Source organism: Streptomyces sp. NPDC055078 (assembly GCF_053607985.1).
Map to the genome: position 1 here is coordinate 1 of NZ_JBSGUP010000010.1, position 15,924 is coordinate 15,924.

Sequence of the window (15,924 nt, forward strand, 5' to 3'; positions counted from 1 at the left end):
TAGTCCGGACGATCCCCGGTTTGGCGAACCGGGGATCGTCGGCTATACATCGCACTACGTCCGTCCGACCTGATCCTGTGTCACGTAGCCCATAGAGAACGAGACCCTCGACTCGCACCCCCTACAGATATACAATTCCCGCTGACCACCGCTTGGGCGGTTCAGTAACTCGGCCCGGTCGGCAGCACCATCGAAATCGTCTCGATCGCCTCAAATCCACGACTCACCATCCGGTCGACCGATCTCGAGGGTGTTGTACGTTGACATGGCTTCCGCATGCATTCAAGTCTTTGCAAGCGGATCCCCGTCTGCCGTGAGCGAATCAGGAAGTGGGCGAAGCCTGACGTTCTTGACCCCTCCGACGGTGATCCAATCTGGGTCGTAGACGACGGTGCGGGGATCGAACGCGATCCGTCCCAGCTCGTAGGCCATGAGCTCCGGGGCGAGGGAGGGAAGTCGGCGACGCTGTCGGAGTGTCGCTGGTCGAACAGGACGTTGACGGCTGCGTAGTCGCCGTCCTGCACCGTCAGCCGCCAGGGAGACAGTTCCAGGCGGGCAGGGACGTGTTCGAGCGACACGCCACCCGGCGATCGTCCTGACGGGCGGTGGCAGAGGGATCCGGCCAAGACTCTGGGCTAGGAAGGGGAACGTCCGGACGCGCTTGGCAGCGTCGAGACCAAGGTGCTGTTCCTCCTTCCCTCCGATGTATGCGGTGCCCATGGCTGCTGTACGCGCCATACGTCGCTCACCGCGAGAGGCTGAATCTCGGCCTTGGCAGAGGGGTTGTGTCGCATGGCGAATGAGAGATGAGAGAAACCGACATGCATGACATTCGATAGGCTTCCAGCCGCTGGGGCCGTCCACGAGCACGATCCGGAACTGTGGGCCCGGGCCGCGGACCACGACTACGCCACAGGGTGGTCCGAGACGTCCGCATCAAAGGCACGCCGCAAACCGACGGCCGAACCACGCCGCCAGGCCGGTCGCCGGTAGGCGCGAACAGGTCAAGGTCGGCGACTCATGGATTCGGTTGAGCACCTGCCCCGTTGGCCTTCACCATCCGCGTGAGCACCGTGTCGCTGACTTCCACCGCGGTCAGAAGGTCAGATCGCATCTCTGCGGGCAGGGCACCCCTCCCGAGGGCGCAGGCTTCGACCAGCGTGGAGAGATGGTCGGCTTGGCGGGTCGACATGAGGGAGACACATCCTGGGTGAGCCAGGACGTCTCGCGCCGCGTATCCATCACCGCCCTGCGTCGTCCGTTCGACCAGGTCGGCCGCAACCGAACATGCGGCGGGGTGCGGGACGCCGTCAGCGGCGTCAATGACGGTCAGGCCCAAGCGGGTGTGGAAGACGGTCAGCTCCGGGATCCGGTGGAGCTGCTGGTAGCCGTCCAGCATCGTGTCGAGTTCCTGATCGGAGGGTCCGTCTGCGTGTCGTCGGGCCAGCACGGTGAGGCAGGCGGTCACGGTGTTCTCCCACGGCTCTCCTGGGACGGTGTCCGCGAGCTGTGCCATGGCCTCGTTGGTGCTGCCCGCCGTGATGCCGGCGATGATCGCGACCTGGCGGCCGTCGAGCATCCGTGCGCCAACACCCCTGTGTTGCTGGAGGTGGTCGAGGGCGTCCGTCCATCTGCCGACGCTGGTGAGGGCTCGGGCGCCGTCGGCCAGTAGTACGGCCCACATCCACTGGCGGAGGTCGCGATAGTCGTCCTCCGAGCCGCCGAGCCGGCTGAAGGAGATGCTTCGCCCGTCGATCACAGTGTCCGACCGGGAGGTGACGGCTTGGAACAGCGCGCTGAGGACACGGTAGGCGTCTTCACCGTCCCCGGAGCGGACCAGCAGTCGGGCATGGTTGACGAGGGGCTCCAGGGCGTACCGGGCGACCTGCGCACCCAGTGGCTGGGTGCGCAGGTATGCCTCGTGGTGCCGCCAGCACAGGGAGCGGGCCAGGTCCGGAAGGCCACAGTCACTCGCTATCAAGGCGGCCTTGTTGTACGTGACAGCGGCCAGGGAGACGCTGCCGTCACGTTCAGCCTTCCGTGCCAGGTCACCGACCTCCCGGACTCGCTCAGCGAGGGGTGGGCATGTCGGCCGGGGACGGGCGACCAGGGGGAACCGCTGGAAGATGCGGCTGGCGGCGTCCATGTCACGCCCAGGTGATGACGATCCGGTTGATCGGGTTGTCGAAGGCGAAGCGGCCGGGCTTCGGAGGGAGCGACGGGGCGTCGAGGGAGTGGATCTCGAAGATCACCTCACGACCGCGGAACTCCTTGTCCCAGATGCGCATCTCCTCGGCGACCTGTTCGGCCAGCTTCTTGCCGTCGGGGCCGTGGCCGATGGCGCCGGCCTCGTAGAGCTGGCCGCCGTCCTCGGCGAGGTCGGCCTTGCGCAGGGTCAGGTAGGCGAGACTGCCCTGTTCGGCCACCGCCATGGGGCGAAATCCCTCCCGGAGCAGGGCGGCACCGGCAGCCGCACGGTTGACCTCCATCCGGCTCAGGGCGTTCTCCATGGCACAGGCGAGCCACAGCCACATGAATTCCGGCGACTCCGGGCCCCGGAACCTCACCTCGGACCACGCCTCGCTGCCCGGCTGGTCCAGTACGCCGCGAAGGGATTCCTCGTCGGCCTCCTGCTCCTGGTTGAACTGGAGCCGGACGGCGTCGTCGGGGGTCAGCGAGACGATGCGGCGGGGGTCGTCGGCGATGCCCGCGCGCAGGGGCATGAAGGTGCACATCTCGCTGCGGACGCTGCGCCAGTGCCCGTCACCGTCCCGTTCGAAGGCGACGGCGCGGGAGACACTGCCGCGCAGACGCAGCGGTACGACGAGACGGCCGTCGGGGGCGAGCTGGTCGAGCCACGCCTGCGGGATGCCGTGAGCGCCGACCGTGGCGACGATCCGGTCGTAGGGGGCTCCGCCAGTGTGGCCGGCCGCGCCGTCGCCGAGGACGACGGTGACGTTGTGGACTCCGGCCTTCTCGATGGCGGCTCGGGCGCCGTCCACGAGGTCCTGGTCGACGTCGAGTGTGGTGACGTGCCCTTCGTCTCCGACGAGGTGGGCGAGGTACGAGGCGAAGAGGCCGCTGCCGGCTCCCGATTCCTCGATCCGCATGCCGGGCTGTGCCTGGGTGAGTTCGAGCATCAGCCCGTTCACCGAGGGCTGCGACACCGCGCTGATCGACGCGCCCGTGTCGTCGAACTTGGTGTGGACGGGTGTGTCGGCGTATGCCTCCTCCAGCGATGCGGAGGGCTTGAACTGGCGAACGAACACGTCGCGGGGTACGGCCCGGACTGCCGCGTCCACGGAATCGGTCGTCACGGTGCCCTGCTCGCGCAGGCTGTCGGCCAGTTCGTCCCGCAGGCGAGCGGCAGCGGTGGTGTCGTCGGTGCTGGTGTGATTCACCTCGTTGAGGCTGGTGCCGGTGTCGCCGGACTCCGGTGCCGACGCGGACTGGTTGTTCGTTCCCATGACTGTCTCTTTCGCCAGTGTGGACATTGTGCTTTGGTCTGCGGCCGACAGGCCCAGACGGTTCCAGTGGAAGATCACGTGGTGGGCGAGGACCCCGCGCAGGCCCCGTTCCAGGACTCCCCGCCGGTTCAGGTCCACGAGCTGCCGGCCGGCGCTTTCGAACGCTTCGACCCAGCCCGCCAGCGCCGTCAGCGGCCCGCCGTTGATCAGGCTGCTCGTCGGCCTGACGTTAACGGTCATCAGCCGCTGTACGGCGGACTTCAGCCGCTCGGGTGGAACCACGTCCCGTCCGGATGGCCGTTCGGCAGCGACCCGGGCCCATACGTCGCCCTGCTCGTACCGGTCCAGTCCCGCACCGCGCAGGAGCACGCTGATCAGCAGGACTCCGAGTTCCCTCGGACCCAGCTCCGCCGTGCCGTCGCGGGTGCGGAGCAGGTGGTCCAGGACGTTGCGGCTGTCGTGGTGGAACAGCTCGTGGGCGATGTCCATGCCGCCGGGGCCGCCGAACGCGAAGACCTCCGGCTCGTAGATGCCGGTCGTCCATCCGGTGATCCGGCCTTCTGCTTCCAGGCCGTCGAGGACGCGGTCGAGGTGCCCAGGGGATCCGGTGCCCACAGGGAGCAAGCGCAGCCGGATGCCCGGCGGCTTGCGGAGGAACCACCAGGTGGTGATCACGCCGCCCGCGAGGAGTGTGGTCAGTTCCGGGTGCAGGCGCTCGGCGGCGGCCAGCTCGCTCGTCTTCCGGTCGGGGAACTCGATGTTGTACTGCGGCCATTCGGGGATGGCGTCCATGGTCGTCCTGCCCTTCGTGGTCGGTCAGCAGATCAGGAGGAAGGTGTCCCAGCCGGACGGTGAGGACGTTCCGGCCGCGATGGTGTGCAGGGCGAGTGCGATGCCTGCGGCTCCTTCCAGGAGTCCGATGTCCCCGTCCTTGGACTGCGTGGCGGACGGAATCAGTGCGCCGGGGTCGGCACCGATCGCGTCGAGGAGGTGCGGCACGCGGGCGCCGATGTCCGGGGTGAGTGCGTCGGCGGCGGCCCGTGCGGCGATGTGGGCCAGCCCGGCGTATCCGTGGCACAGGCTCTTGTCCGTTGTCGCGGCGAGCTGTGCCGGATCGCCGAGAGCCCCGGCCAGAGCCGCCTCGGACATCCGCTGCCGGGTGAGGTCGCCCGTGGCACGGGCTGCGAGCTGCTGGGAGCGCGCGTGCCCGGCTGTCCCGTAGCACCATGAGGGCCGGGACGGCGCGGTGGCGAGCACCTGTTCGCCCCGCAGTTGGGCGCGGGCGATGAGGGCCGGCCACCAAGATCCAGTCGTGCCTTCCTGCCGCCATCGGTCCAGCCAGGAGCAGATCACCCCGATCGCCTCGGTTTGCCCGTCGACCCTGACGTCCGCGAGCGCGGAGAGTGCGAGCAGGGCCAGCGGGCCGGCGATTCCGTGGGCCATGCCGCTGTTCGCATGGCCGCCCGGGTAGTCCGGCGACATCCGCCCGGACGGGGCCTGATCACTCCACCAGCCGGGCAGCGCATCGCCGCCGCTCCGCACCGGCTCGGTCAGCCGGACCAGGTAGACAAGGACGTCGCGGAGGAGTTCACCGTGCGGTTCCCGGCACAGCAGGTACGCGCCGATGCCCGACAGACCGCGGATCGCGTCGAACTCGGCGAGGGCGGGCAACTCGACGGCTTTGTCCATCCGGGCGTGGGCGCTCTCCAACCGGCGGCGTGTCGATACAGCGATATGGCGGTCCAGCGTGTCCAGTGCGCGGGCGTAACGGCCGGGCCGGTCGGCTGCCGCATGCAGGGCGACGGCGAGAGCCGGGGCTCCGTAGTGGAGGTGACTGTCCGGGCCAGTGACCACGCCGTCCCCAGCCGCACAGGTGAGCCAGTCGTGGGCGCGCTGCCAGGGCCCGAGGCCCGCGCGTGCCCGCTCGATGTGCAGCAGGGCGATCCCCGCAGCGCCGCACGCGAGGGACTGCGGATGCCAGCCCTGTGGCAGACCGAGCTGCTGCGCGACGGCCGGCGACGCCAGCCGGTCGGCGATAGCCGCAGAGATCGCTTCGGCTCGTTCCCGGTAGTTCATCATCACCGCTTCTCCTGTGCGTGGCGGGCGCGCCAGGCCAGTGCGGTGGCGCGGGCGAGGCGACGGCAGGTCTGTTCGTCCTCGGAGTGGAGCCCGACGGCCCGGATGTGGTGGACGTGGAGAAGGGAGTCCAGGACCGCGTCCGGCTCAATGCGGTCGGCATGGGTCAGCTGCGCACGGTAGCGGGCGAGTGCTCGGTGACGCGGCTCCCATGCGCTGACGACCATCTGCCCGCCGGGTTCTGCTTTCAGCGCGGCCCAGTCGCCCGTGGGGTCGGCCAGACGCACCGCCTCCTTGAGGAGGGTCCGGTCGAGGGAGCGCGGGACGTCAGGGCGCATACGGTCGGTCAGCCAGGCCATGGCGGGCTCGGTGCCTCCGGTGAAGCCCTGGGCTAGCGAGACGAAGTTCGCAGCGGCCAAGACCTGTTGATGAGGCTGGACAGCCGTGGCGAACTGGTCGGCCAGCGTCCGTGAGTCGGCGGTGAAGACCTCTTCAGCGGCGTCCATGGCCGCGCCGTCTCCCCACCGGCCGGTCTCCGGATAGTCGGTGGCGAAGTGTATGTCCCGAAGCAGCCCGCGGTGCCGCAGCTCCTGGCTCCAAGCGCTGATGCGCTCGGCCACAGTGCCGAACCCCGCTTCCGCGCTCAACGCGATGCGCAGCCGAAGGTGCGGCTCGGGGTCGCTGAAGCGCGTGTACCACCAGCGCGGCGGCTCCGGCCAGGGAGTGAACAGCTTGGGCAGATGGTGGGCCAGGATCTCGGGCTGCCGTTCCGGGTGGCCGTACAGCTTCACGTACAGCCAGGCCGAGGAGCCGGGCAGACGCCCATGGTTCCGGCTGATCGTGCGGCTCGGGATGGTTGAGGGAGCCGTCGGCGGTGAAGCCGGCCGGGTCATGGCGGTCACGATCTCGTGAGCGCGCCCGCCCGACCAGTCGTCTGCCGAAGCGGCGGGAGCTTCGTGGAGAGCAGCGACGTCGGTGGTGTCCAGGTGGGTGCGGAGCAGCGACAGATGGGCGGGCTCGGTCAGGTCCAGCTTCAGCCGTCGATCGCCCTCGGTGAGGAAGACGACGGACGGTAAGCGTCGCCGGTCCCGCCACTCCGACAGTGCCTCGCGCCACTGCGGCCATGGGGTACCGCCGGGGAGTTCGGCACGTTCCAGCAGCCAGCGGGCCGGGGACACGATGGTGCGGCCGTACCGCAGGCGGGGCAGGAACGGCAGGTGGAGGGCTAGGCCCCAGTCGAATCCGGTGACCACCGTGTCCTGGGCCCTGGCGACCTCGGCCAGGAAGCGCACCAGCGGAGGGGTGTGGGCCCGAAGGTCCAGCGCGTGGAGCATTGTGGGCGAGAGCCGCCGTCTGCGGGAGAGCGAAACCAGATACAGGCGGTATCTATCGCACATCACCGCCAGATCGTCCAGCGGGATCGAGTCGCTGTCCGGCGGGCGGTGCTCGGCCACGCTGATCACAGCGGGCAGCATGTGCGGGGCCCGGGTGACGTGCGCGTTCCGAGGATCGAGTGGGGGGAAGGACAGTTGTGCCGTCAACGCCTCGGGATCGACCGCCGACACCTGCTCGAACACCGCAGCCGCGCGTTCGCGATCCGACGGTTCCAGCAAGCTGAGGAACCGTCCGGACATCGTGCCGACGGCCCGCGACGCGCTGACGACCGACAGAGCGAAGTCTCCGTTCTCCAGCGAGTCCATTCCTTCGGCCTGGAGACGGAAACACAGCTCCAGGTGAGGCGGAACCCGCACCATGTCCTGCTCGTCGGGGCCGAGTCCGGCCACCATCTGATCATCGAGCACGATCTCTCGGCGGCCATCCAGTGCCGCCGTCTGCGCCAGGGCAAGCAGCCGCCGGTGACGAGCCGAGACGTGCTCCTGCGGCTCAGGAGCACTCCCGAGATAGCCGGCGGGGAAACCGAGCCCGGCATCGGGGTCCACGACATCCAGAACGGGCACGGCCGTGCCCACCCCGTACCGCTCGAAGAACCGGGTGAAATAGGCCGCCCACGCCGGAGTCCCGAAAGGGTACGCACTCAGACGGGCCAGCACCGAGGCGGCAGCCTCGGCCTCGCGGGCGACACGATCCGGGAGCACGAGCGAGCAGTCGAGCCGCACGTCCACCGCCAGCGGGCGGCGTACTGTCGGCGCCAGCGCCGTCATCCCCTCGGATATCGACGTGCGGATTTCCCTGCCGTCCGCGACGGCACGGACCTCGTTGTGACGCGCCAGCGCGTCGCGGATCCCTCGCACCCGACCGCTGAGATCCGCCACCCCTGCGACATGGTCCGCGCCCGCCGCTTCCAGCTCCCGTACAACATGTTCGAGGGCGTCGGTACAGGTCGAGGGTGCGTGCAGGCTGGTGATCAGCACATGCTGGCTGACCAGACTGGCGATCAGGCCGTCGATCATCTGCTTCGACGCTGTGGAGAACTCCGCCGAGAGCCGGTCGGCGAGCGTGTCGAACCGGATCGGTACCTTGGCCTCCCGCACCGCCATCTGCACGGCTTGGGTATGGCGTACCGACACCTCTGCCGGGGGCGGGCCTTGCTCCTCGCCCGGTCTCGGCGGGTAGGTAACCACCAGGCGATCACCGCGCTCGAAGCCGGCGGTGTTCGCGATCACGGTCAGCCGGGCAAGGAGTTCCGGACACGACTCCAGCTCCTTGATGATGCTGCTCAGCCATGAGGCGTCGGCACGGGCGACAGCCCGGTGGTCCGTACCCCATCGCGCTTCGGAATCCTGGCCGAAGGATGCGAGGGAGATCCCGGCGAAGAGTCCGGCCGGGGTGGCTCTGCCGGTCATCCGCAGCACGTACCGGGCCACCGAGAGCACCGTCCGCCGAATCCGCCGTACGTCTGCATCCCCGGCCGCGCACACGGCATCGACCTCGCGTGCAAGATCGGGGCTGGCCTGCTCGACGGCCGCAGCGACCTCGGTCAGTTCCCGGACCTTCCGCAGCCACACCAGCCACGCCGCGCACCCAGCCGACGAATCGACCGGTCGATCCGGCCAATCCGGCAACACCAGATCCCCGTGCACGCTGCCGCGCAGAAGCGCCGTGTCGGCACATCGGTAGAGCGGCGGAACCCTCCGCATCACACGATCCCCCTCATCGCTGTGAGCACTTCTCCGATGGCACCGGCTCGTGCGGCAGAGATCCACCACACGAGCCCGCGACCGAGCTGAAACGGTCAGGCCACGGCGGTGGCGCACGACTCGGGGCACGAGGGCTTGCAGCCGTCGTCCGTGAGGAGGATCAGCGGAAGGGTCCCGCCTCCCACTTCCAGGACCTTCACGTCCAGGTCGAACAGGTCTTCGGTGGCGGTAGCCGCCACCTGGGAGTCGTCCTGCACCGTGCTTCTGCTCATGGCAGATTCCAATCTGTCAAGGTTCCATACGGGTGTTGCAGGTGATCCGATCCAACAGGCGGAGCGTAGCCAGTCGGCCACGTCCTTCCAGCGGATGTCAGCCACCCGGCATCGACCGGAGCAACAGCCCAGCGTCCCATGCCTCATCGGGTGCGCGGACAGTCGCCGAACCAACCCGGGTCCAAGGACTGTCCGAGTCGTTGAACGTCTGGCGGCCCAGGGTGAGGGCCGCCAGCGGGTGGATGCTGACCTGCGGTACGAAGGTGATGCTCGGTGCTGTGGCGGCGGGCACGTCGTCGGCGAGCGTGATGGTGACGGTGGTCTGTGCGGCCATGACCGGCCTCCCGTTTCATCGGTGACAGTGGAGGTGGTGCTGCCTCTATGTCACCGCGGTCCGGGAACCGTTGCCAGAGACGGAGTTGGGGACTTGCTGGGAGTGGATCTGGGAGGAAAGTGGGACGGGCGTGGGACGTCAGCCCCCGAGGAGCCCGAGCACGGCACGCCGGTAGACGGCGTACACCGTGGGGAGTTCGGCCAGGTGGGCGCGTTCGTCGATGCCGTGGAGGCCCTCGTATGGCACGCCGAAGCCGGCGGTGGCGGGGATGCCCTCCCCGGCGAGCAGGTTGCCGATGTTCGACGGGCCCGCGGTCTTCGCCCGCACCGTGAGCCCTGTCTCGGCGGCGGCGTTCAGCAGGGCGGCGGCGGGCTGCTCCTCCTGGGTGAGGCGGAATGGCGGCCAGACGGCCACGGGGGTGACCTCGGTCGGTGCCGGGGCGGGCAGTTCCGCGTCGAGTTCGGCGACGGCCTTGCGGACCAGGGTCTCGGCGTCGTGGGCGTCGAAGGACGGGGTGGTGCGGAAGTCGACGTTGAGGTCGCACCGGTCGGGGGTGGTCGAGAAGCCCTGGCCGCCGTGGCAGGCGGTCACCGACAGCTTCGGCGGCAGCGGGAACCCCGAGACACCGTCCACCCGAGGCAGTTCGGCCGCGTCCAACACCCGCACGAGATGCGCGGCGCGGGAGATCGCACCAACCACGGCCTTGCTGGACCCGGAGTGCCCGGCGGGGGCGTGCACCGTGATCGACGCCCGCCACAGTCCCCTCCCGCCGACCACGATGTCGTCCAGGCCGGGGTAGCCGATCATCACCCCGGCCGGGCGGGCCGCGGCCTCGTCGGCGAGGTAGGCGCGGGCGCCGCCGAAGCCGCCGGTGTGCTCATCGACGTCCAGGAGCACGGCGAGCCCGCCGTGCAGAGCCTCGGCACGCGCGTTGAGGTCGGCGGCGATGTGGCAGAACATGGCCGCTGCGAGCTTGGAATCGGCCGAACCCCGGCCCCGCAGCCAGCCGTCGACCACATCCCCTGAGGCAGGCGGGAACGACCAGGCGGACTCGTCGCCGTACGGGGCGGTGTCCACGCACGCGTCCAGCGTCCACCACTTCCCCGGACGGCCGCCGGGGATCTCCACCAGCAACCCCCCCAACTGCCCGGACCCGTCGTGGAGACGCCGGTGCGGCAGACCGTGAGTGGTGAGCCAGTCCTCCAGCACGCCGAGGACGGGCCCGTAATCGTCGATCCCGGCCCGGCTCGGCCGCCGGATCATCTCCCGGGCCAGCTCCACCACCGACGCCACACGGTCCCCGGCCACCTGTTGAAGGTCCTTGCTCACGCCTCTCCCCACCACGCCTAGTTGTGCCGTACCGGCAGCGCACGGACGGCTTCGGTCGTCTCCACCGGCCGCGCCCACGCCTCCCGCCCATGGTGGACCAGACCCACCGCCGCCTCACGGCCGAGCAGGACCCCGCAGTCGAACCCGTCCGCCCCGTGAAAACTGGGCAGCGGCACCACCGCCGCGCGCTCCGAGGCAACGAAGAAGCGCTCCAGTGCCTGCGTGGGCTCCACCATCCCGATGTGGAGCGTCTTGACGCCGTTGCGGCGCGCGGACGGATCGCGCAGTTCCAGCAGCCGCAGCAGATGACCGGCGAGTGCCCGGTGCCGCGGCGGTCCGTACAGGACGCGGTAGTGGATGAGGTCCGGCTGCTGGGCCACCACCGTTTCGATCGCCGCCAGGTACTCCCTCTCCCGGGACCGGGAGCCGGTGACGACGAGCTGCTCGCGCGCCCCGGCGGCGACCTCGACCATCGCCTCGACCAGGTCGGTCCAGCGGGTGAGGACCTCCACCACCACGGCCGTTCCGGAGGTCTCCAGCACGCTGGTGGCCGCCGTCCCGTCCTGGTGGGCGAACAGCACCTCCGGCCGCTCGCGGTACAGCCGGCACAATCCGGCCCGATTTCGTTTGCCGGTGCGGCGCCGGCCAGACTCCCACGCGCTCATCAGGCTCGCGTCTGCCGCACCGCCGGTCAGCACGTTCAACTCATCGGCGGCCTCCTCCAGCGTCATGTTCAGCGCGAACCGCGCCCGCTTCAGCGCCGAATCCCCTCCACCCACCGCGGCCACGGACACCGCCCCCTCCCCGGTCCACCGGTATCTCCCCTCAGTCTCCCCCGCCCCCGAGAGGTTCAGCAGACCCGCACCAGCCATCCTGACCGACTGTCACCGGGTGCCGACGACGGGACCATTCTCACCGCATGACGGGTGCTTCTGCTTGCAGGGCGGCGAGGAACGGAGTGAACCCGCCGCGGGAGAACAGGAGTACGGGCCCCTCGGAGTTCTTGCTGTCGCGTACCCCCACCACGTCGGGGCAGACGGTGGCTATCTCGACACAGTTGCCTGCTCCGCCACTGTGGGAGGACCTGCGCCACGCAGGTGCGGCCGGGGCCGGCGGGGAGGGAAGGCTGACGCTCACGCGGGATTCTCCTTGGCTCTGTTCTTCAGGTAGGTGCAGGTTTCGGCGGGGCTCAGCGCCCGTTCCCACAGATGGGTGAAAGCGCTGTTGTAGAGGCCGATGTCGTTGTCGTTCTCGACGTACAGCGAGCGGTGCATGATCTCAACACACACCACTGCGTGGGCGGGCGGGGGGAGCGTCATGATGACAAAGGCGCCAGCGAGGCCGGGGTGCGGGCGGGAGGCGAGCGGGCTGAGGCGCACCGTGGTCTGCGGGTGGTCGCATGCCGCCGTGAGGTGTTCCAGCTGCTCGGACATGACGGCTACGCTTCCTGGCAGGTGAAGCAGGGCGGTTTCGTCGATGAGAGCGTGGAAGCGGAAGGTGCGCCCGGGTTCGGTTGCGCCGAGGATCTTGCGCTGCCGGGCCATGCGGATCTCGACAAGTCTGGCGGCCTGGACGGCGGTCAGTTCGGGGCGCATGGCGGTGATGACGGCCTGTGCGTACGCGGGCGTCTGGAGCAGTCCGGGGATGATCAGGGGTTCGTAGTTGCGGATCTCCTGGGCGGCTGCTTCGAGAGCGAGGTAGCCGTCGAACGCGGTGGGGCTGAGGACCTCGTGGTGCCGTTTCCACCAGGCGGGGCGGCGGCGCTGGCCGGCGTCGAGGCGGATGAGTTCGAGGACCTCGTCGCGGACGGCCGGGTCGGAGACGTGGTAACAGTCCAGGAGCCGTTCGGCGGTCGCCGGTTTCATCCCGCGCAGTCCGGCTTCGATTCTGCTGAGGGTACCGGGGTCGGTGCCCGCGCGTTGCGCGGCCTCGCTCTGCTTCAGCTCCGCGTCCTGCCGAAGCTGTGTCAGAAGCGCGCCGAGCTGGGACCGCACGACGGAAGGCTGAGGGCTGTTCGTCTGCGGCATGCCGTCAGTGTGGCGGAGCACCACGAGGCGGGGCAACCAAAGAACGGAGCAATTTTGCTCGCGCTGTTGATAAGTCAGGGCCGGGGGAGCATTGTAGGCAGAGTCACACTGTCACGATGTGTACTGAGCTGGTCGCTTGGCGCGACGGATGCTGCCCGCTCCGGATTGGTTCGGCATGTCACCGTCTGGTCCAAGGACCGGACACCCAGGGGCCGGAGGGAAGCACTGATGCGCAGGACTCTCTTCCGCCAGCTGGTCGAGCAGCGCAAGTGGAGCGTCTACGAAGTCTTCAACGGTCACTACGCCCGGGTGGCCCGGGAGTTGGGCGCAACACCGGGAAGCGGGAATCTCAAGTACGCCTTTGTCATCCCGAGGACGTTCGAGCGCTGGATGAACGGAGATCTCAAAGCCCTCCCCCACCGTCACGCGCGGATGATCCTGGAGCGCCTCTTCAGTGTCCCGGCCGAGGAACTGTTCGCCTCCGTCAAGGACCCGGCCTCGCCTTCCCCCGCCCCGGCGGCCGGTGCATCGGGCGAACCGTCCCTCCCGCCGGGCCCGGCTGGCCTCTCCCCCCGTCAGGAGACCTTGAGTGTGACCGGCCTGGGCGGGGAACATCTGACTGCGGCGGGCCTCCCGTTCGGTTACGGTCTCAGCCCCTCCGCGCCGGACCGGCTGGCGCAGGTAGCGGCCACGGGCGGGGATGTGCAGGTCATCCGGTCGATGCTCACGTCGCTGACCGCGTCCGATCACCAGTTCGGCGGTGGTCATGCCCGTTCGTACGCCACCGACTATCTCCTGCGGGTGGTGCAGCCCCGCCTTCATTCGGCGATGAGTACCGCTGTCCGGGAGGAGCTGTTCCAGACAGCGGCCGAGTTCGCCGTCCGGGTGGCCTGGATGCACTTCGATGTGGGGCAGACCCGTGACTCGGGGCGCTTCCTGGCGCTGGCGCTGGCGGCCGCGCAGGAACTCGACGATCCCACGCTCGTCGGGTGGGTCCTGTCGATGCGGGGCCTGCAGAGCATCTGGGCGGGCGACGTGGACAGGGCGCTCAGTTATACCGACGGCGCGAGCGGTCTGGCCGGCCGCGCACCGTGGAAGGCCCGTGCGTTCATCACTGGGAAGGCTGCCCTGGCCACGTCGCTCACCGGTGATCAGGCGGCGACGCTGGCGCTTCTCGGCCAGGTGCGCGGATTCCTGGAGAAGGCCGGCGGATCGGGTGAACCGGCGTGGTCGGAGATCTACGATCTGGCCTATCTCCGGGACGAGGAGGGCAACTGCTACCGCAATCTCGGGATGGGGCAGCAGGCCGCGGAAGCCGAAGGTGATGCGCTGCGGCTGCGGGGTGAGGGCAAGAACGGCTACGCCCGGCTGCGGGCCTTCTCGATGGCCGTGCAGGCCATCGGATACCTCCAGGCCGGCTCGGTCGAACAGGGCTGCGCGGTCGGGACGCAGCTCGTCGGGCTGCTGCCGGCGTTCGCCTCCCACCGGGTCCGGCGCCGCTTGAACGACGTCCTTACGGCAGCACAGCCCTACGCGGACCAACCGGCTGTCCGGGACCTGTACGAGGTGGCACGGCCAGCGCTGCGCGCGTCCGGCCCCGGCGCCCCTCACGGCCCGTGACGCCGTCCCGCGCCCGGTGTCGCCCGCCGGGGGAGGCAGGGCGGGTATCCGCCACGGTTTCCCGGGCGGGGCGGGATCGGTGAGACTCACTCCTGTGCCTATCGATCGCATTGCCGATGCCCCGACCGATGCCGTCGTCCTGGCTGTCGGTGATCTCCTGAACGTGGACGTGAGTGATGCGGAAGTCCTGCATCAGCACAGCAACGCGGTGATCGCGCTGCCTTCGCGCGGCTGGGTGGTGCGGATCGCGACCGCCCCCGACGCCCTGGCCCGCGTTGCCACATCCGTGCGGGTGACCCGCTGGCTCGCCCGGCGCGGCTATCCCTGCGTCGTTCCCGTCGACACCGTCGACCAGCCGTTCACCGTCCAGGGGCGGGTCGTGTCGCTGTGGCACCGGGTGAACGCCGCCGATGGGCCGCCTCCGGACGGCGCCGGGCTCGGCCGTCTGCTGCAGCAGCTGCATGCCCAGCCCGTGCCGCCGTTCGCACTGGGCCGGTTCGACGACCCTTTCGACGACGTCACCGCCGCGCTCGGCCAAACACCGGACGCGCTGCCGACCGCGCCGCGGACCTGGCTCCTGGGCCGGATCGCCGAGCTGCGGGCCATGTGGCCGCAGCTGCCGTTCACTCGCCCCTGGGGGCTGATCCACGGAGACGCTCACCCCAACAACGCGATGCGCACCCTTGAGGGCGATCTCGTGCTGGGCGACTGGGACCACACCGCGATCGGCCCCCGCGAATGGGATCTCGCCCAAGTCCACTACACCCGACGACGGTTCCAGCGTCCCACGGGCACGGATCTCAGTGCTTTCACACAAGCCTACGGATGGGATGTCCGCAGCTGGGACACGCTCGGCACCGTGATCTCCGCGCGGGAGATCACCGGCCTCAGCCCCTACATCCGGACCGCTCCCCGACGGGAGTTCGCCCGCGCCGAACTCGCCCACCGCCTGGAAATCCTCCGCACCGGTGACACGGAAGCCGTCTGGACCTCACCGCCCCGCCGATGATCGGACCAGCGCCTGCGCCTCGCTGCCATAAGGCGATGGAGCGATTCCCCGCCACAGTGCACCCACAGCCGGGACCAGCAGATCCGTGCTCAGAACGCGCACCCTAGGTTCACGGAAGCTGCCTCAAGAGGCGTTACCACCGTACGCCGTGGCCGCCGCGCTTGATCGTCGTCCCCACAGTCCCTCGATCAACCCCGACGGCCCAGACCACGGCGGATACTCCTGTGCGCCCGACCGGTAAGGCCCTCGGTGTCGCAGGTTCCTGAAGACTGACCCCGGCCTCCGAGGCACTCGTCCCGCCTCTTGTATCGGGCAGCAGCCGTTCCCGGCGACGCCTGTGACACCAGTTCTCCTGAACGCTCCTCGTGGATCCTGCCAGCACATGTCGATGGTGTCTCCCACTTTCGATCGAGGTGTGACTATGCGGCGCGAGCCCAGTTCAGCCGCCCCTCAACAGTGGCGGAGACGACGCGTCATCGAACCACCAAGCCGCGACAAACCCGATGTTGGGGCCGGTGCCGGAGCCCTTCCAAAACACGGGCAAACCCGGATACCTGCGGTCGGCCGGGTGACATGCTGGCGGCCCCAGGATGTCTCGGTTTGTCACCGCTCGCTGCAGCCTTGTCGTGGCCTGACATCGCTTTGTCGCGGCTTGTCGCGGCTTGGCCTAGTGATGACACACACAATCCGCA

The 15,924-nt window shown here is 69.3% G+C and carries 12 protein-coding genes; 2 read left to right on the top strand and 10 right to left on the bottom strand.

Features of this window, described 5'->3' with window-relative positions:
* Window positions 1-1,018: 1,018 nt before the first annotated feature.
* From ACWF94_RS01905 to ACWF94_RS01950, 10 genes are all read right to left on the bottom strand, one after another.
* Window positions 1,019-2,146 carry a hypothetical protein gene (locus ACWF94_RS01905; RefSeq protein ID WP_453483715.1) on the bottom strand — a complete coding sequence of 376 codons (1,128 nt, stop codon included), beginning with the start codon at window positions 2,144-2,146 and terminating at the stop codon, window positions 1,019-1,021.
* A 1-nt stretch (window position 2,147) separates the two neighbouring features.
* Complete coding sequence (gene fxlM, locus ACWF94_RS01910) at window positions 2,148-4,259, bottom strand: methyltransferase, FxLD system (RefSeq protein WP_453483717.1); 2,112 nt, start codon at window positions 4,257-4,259, stop codon at window positions 2,148-2,150.
* 24 nt (window positions 4,260-4,283) lie between these two features.
* Complete coding sequence (locus tag ACWF94_RS01915; protein ID WP_453483775.1) at window positions 4,284-5,543, bottom strand: lanthionine synthetase C family protein; 1,260 nt, start codon at window positions 5,541-5,543, stop codon at window positions 4,284-4,286.
* Window positions 5,544-5,545: 2 nt separating this feature from the next.
* The gene (locus tag ACWF94_RS01920; protein ID WP_453483719.1) at window positions 5,546-8,509 is read right to left on the bottom strand and encodes a lantibiotic dehydratase; all 2,964 of its coding nucleotides are present in this window, start codon (window positions 8,507-8,509) and stop codon (window positions 5,546-5,548) included.
* A gap of 227 nt (window positions 8,510-8,736) precedes the next feature.
* Window positions 8,737-8,913 (bottom strand): FxLD family lanthipeptide, encoded by a 177-nt coding sequence (locus ACWF94_RS01925; RefSeq protein WP_453483721.1) that lies wholly within the window; start codon window positions 8,911-8,913, stop codon window positions 8,737-8,739.
* A gap of 97 nt (window positions 8,914-9,010) precedes the next feature.
* The gene (locus tag ACWF94_RS01930; RefSeq protein WP_453483723.1) at window positions 9,011-9,247 is read right to left on the bottom strand and encodes a hypothetical protein; all 237 of its coding nucleotides are present in this window, start codon (window positions 9,245-9,247) and stop codon (window positions 9,011-9,013) included.
* Between the two features lie 138 nt (window positions 9,248-9,385).
* A complete protein-coding gene (locus ACWF94_RS01935; RefSeq protein ID WP_453483725.1) occupies window positions 9,386-10,576 on the bottom strand; it encodes a M20 family metallopeptidase in 1,191 nt (396 codons plus the stop codon).
* 17 nt (window positions 10,577-10,593) lie between these two features.
* Window positions 10,594-11,370 carry an XRE family transcriptional regulator gene (locus tag ACWF94_RS01940; protein ID WP_453483726.1) on the bottom strand — a complete coding sequence of 259 codons (777 nt, stop codon included), beginning with the start codon at window positions 11,368-11,370 and terminating at the stop codon, window positions 10,594-10,596.
* Window positions 11,371-11,488: 118 nt separating this feature from the next.
* A complete protein-coding gene (locus tag ACWF94_RS01945; RefSeq protein ID WP_453483728.1) occupies window positions 11,489-11,713 on the bottom strand; it encodes a DUF397 domain-containing protein in 225 nt (74 codons plus the stop codon).
* A complete protein-coding gene (locus ACWF94_RS01950) occupies window positions 11,710-12,603 on the bottom strand; it encodes a helix-turn-helix domain-containing protein (protein ID WP_453483730.1) in 894 nt (297 codons plus the stop codon). The genes ACWF94_RS01945 and ACWF94_RS01950 overlap by 4 nt, the downstream gene beginning before the upstream one ends.
* Before the next feature lie 228 nt (window positions 12,604-12,831).
* On the opposite strand from ACWF94_RS01950, the gene ACWF94_RS01955 reads away from it, so the two are divergent.
* Window positions 12,832-14,223 (top strand): hypothetical protein, encoded by a 1,392-nt coding sequence (locus ACWF94_RS01955; RefSeq protein ID WP_453483732.1) that lies wholly within the window; start codon window positions 12,832-12,834, stop codon window positions 14,221-14,223.
* A gap of 94 nt (window positions 14,224-14,317) precedes the next feature.
* Window positions 14,318-15,232: a phosphotransferase enzyme family protein gene (locus tag ACWF94_RS01960; protein WP_453483734.1), complete on the top strand. Its 915-nt coding sequence runs from the start codon at window positions 14,318-14,320 to the stop codon at window positions 15,230-15,232.
* Window positions 15,233-15,924: the final 692 nt, after the last annotated feature.

Excerpts from the sequence above, each read along its gene's own strand:
- ACWF94_RS01905 (WP_453483715.1), bottom strand. The coding sequence starts at position 2,146 with ATGGACGCCGCCAGCCGCATCTTCCAGCGGTTCCCCCTGGTCGCCCGT.
- fxlM (WP_453483717.1), bottom strand. The coding sequence starts at position 4,259 with ATGGACGCCATCCCCGAATGGCCGCAGTACAACATCGAGTTCCCCGAC.
- ACWF94_RS01915 (WP_453483775.1), bottom strand. The coding sequence starts at position 5,543 with ATGAACTACCGGGAACGAGCCGAAGCGATCTCTGCGGCTATCGCCGAC.
- ACWF94_RS01925 (WP_453483721.1), bottom strand. The coding sequence starts at position 8,913 with ATGAGCAGAAGCACGGTGCAGGACGACTCCCAGGTGGCGGCTACCGCC.
- ACWF94_RS01930 (WP_453483723.1), bottom strand. The coding sequence starts at position 9,247 with ATGGCCGCACAGACCACCGTCACCATCACGCTCGCCGACGACGTGCCC.
- ACWF94_RS01950 (WP_453483730.1), bottom strand. The coding sequence starts at position 12,603 with ATGCCGCAGACGAACAGCCCTCAGCCTTCCGTCGTGCGGTCCCAGCTC.
- ACWF94_RS01955 (WP_453483732.1), top strand. The coding sequence starts at position 12,832 with ATGCGCAGGACTCTCTTCCGCCAGCTGGTCGAGCAGCGCAAGTGGAGC.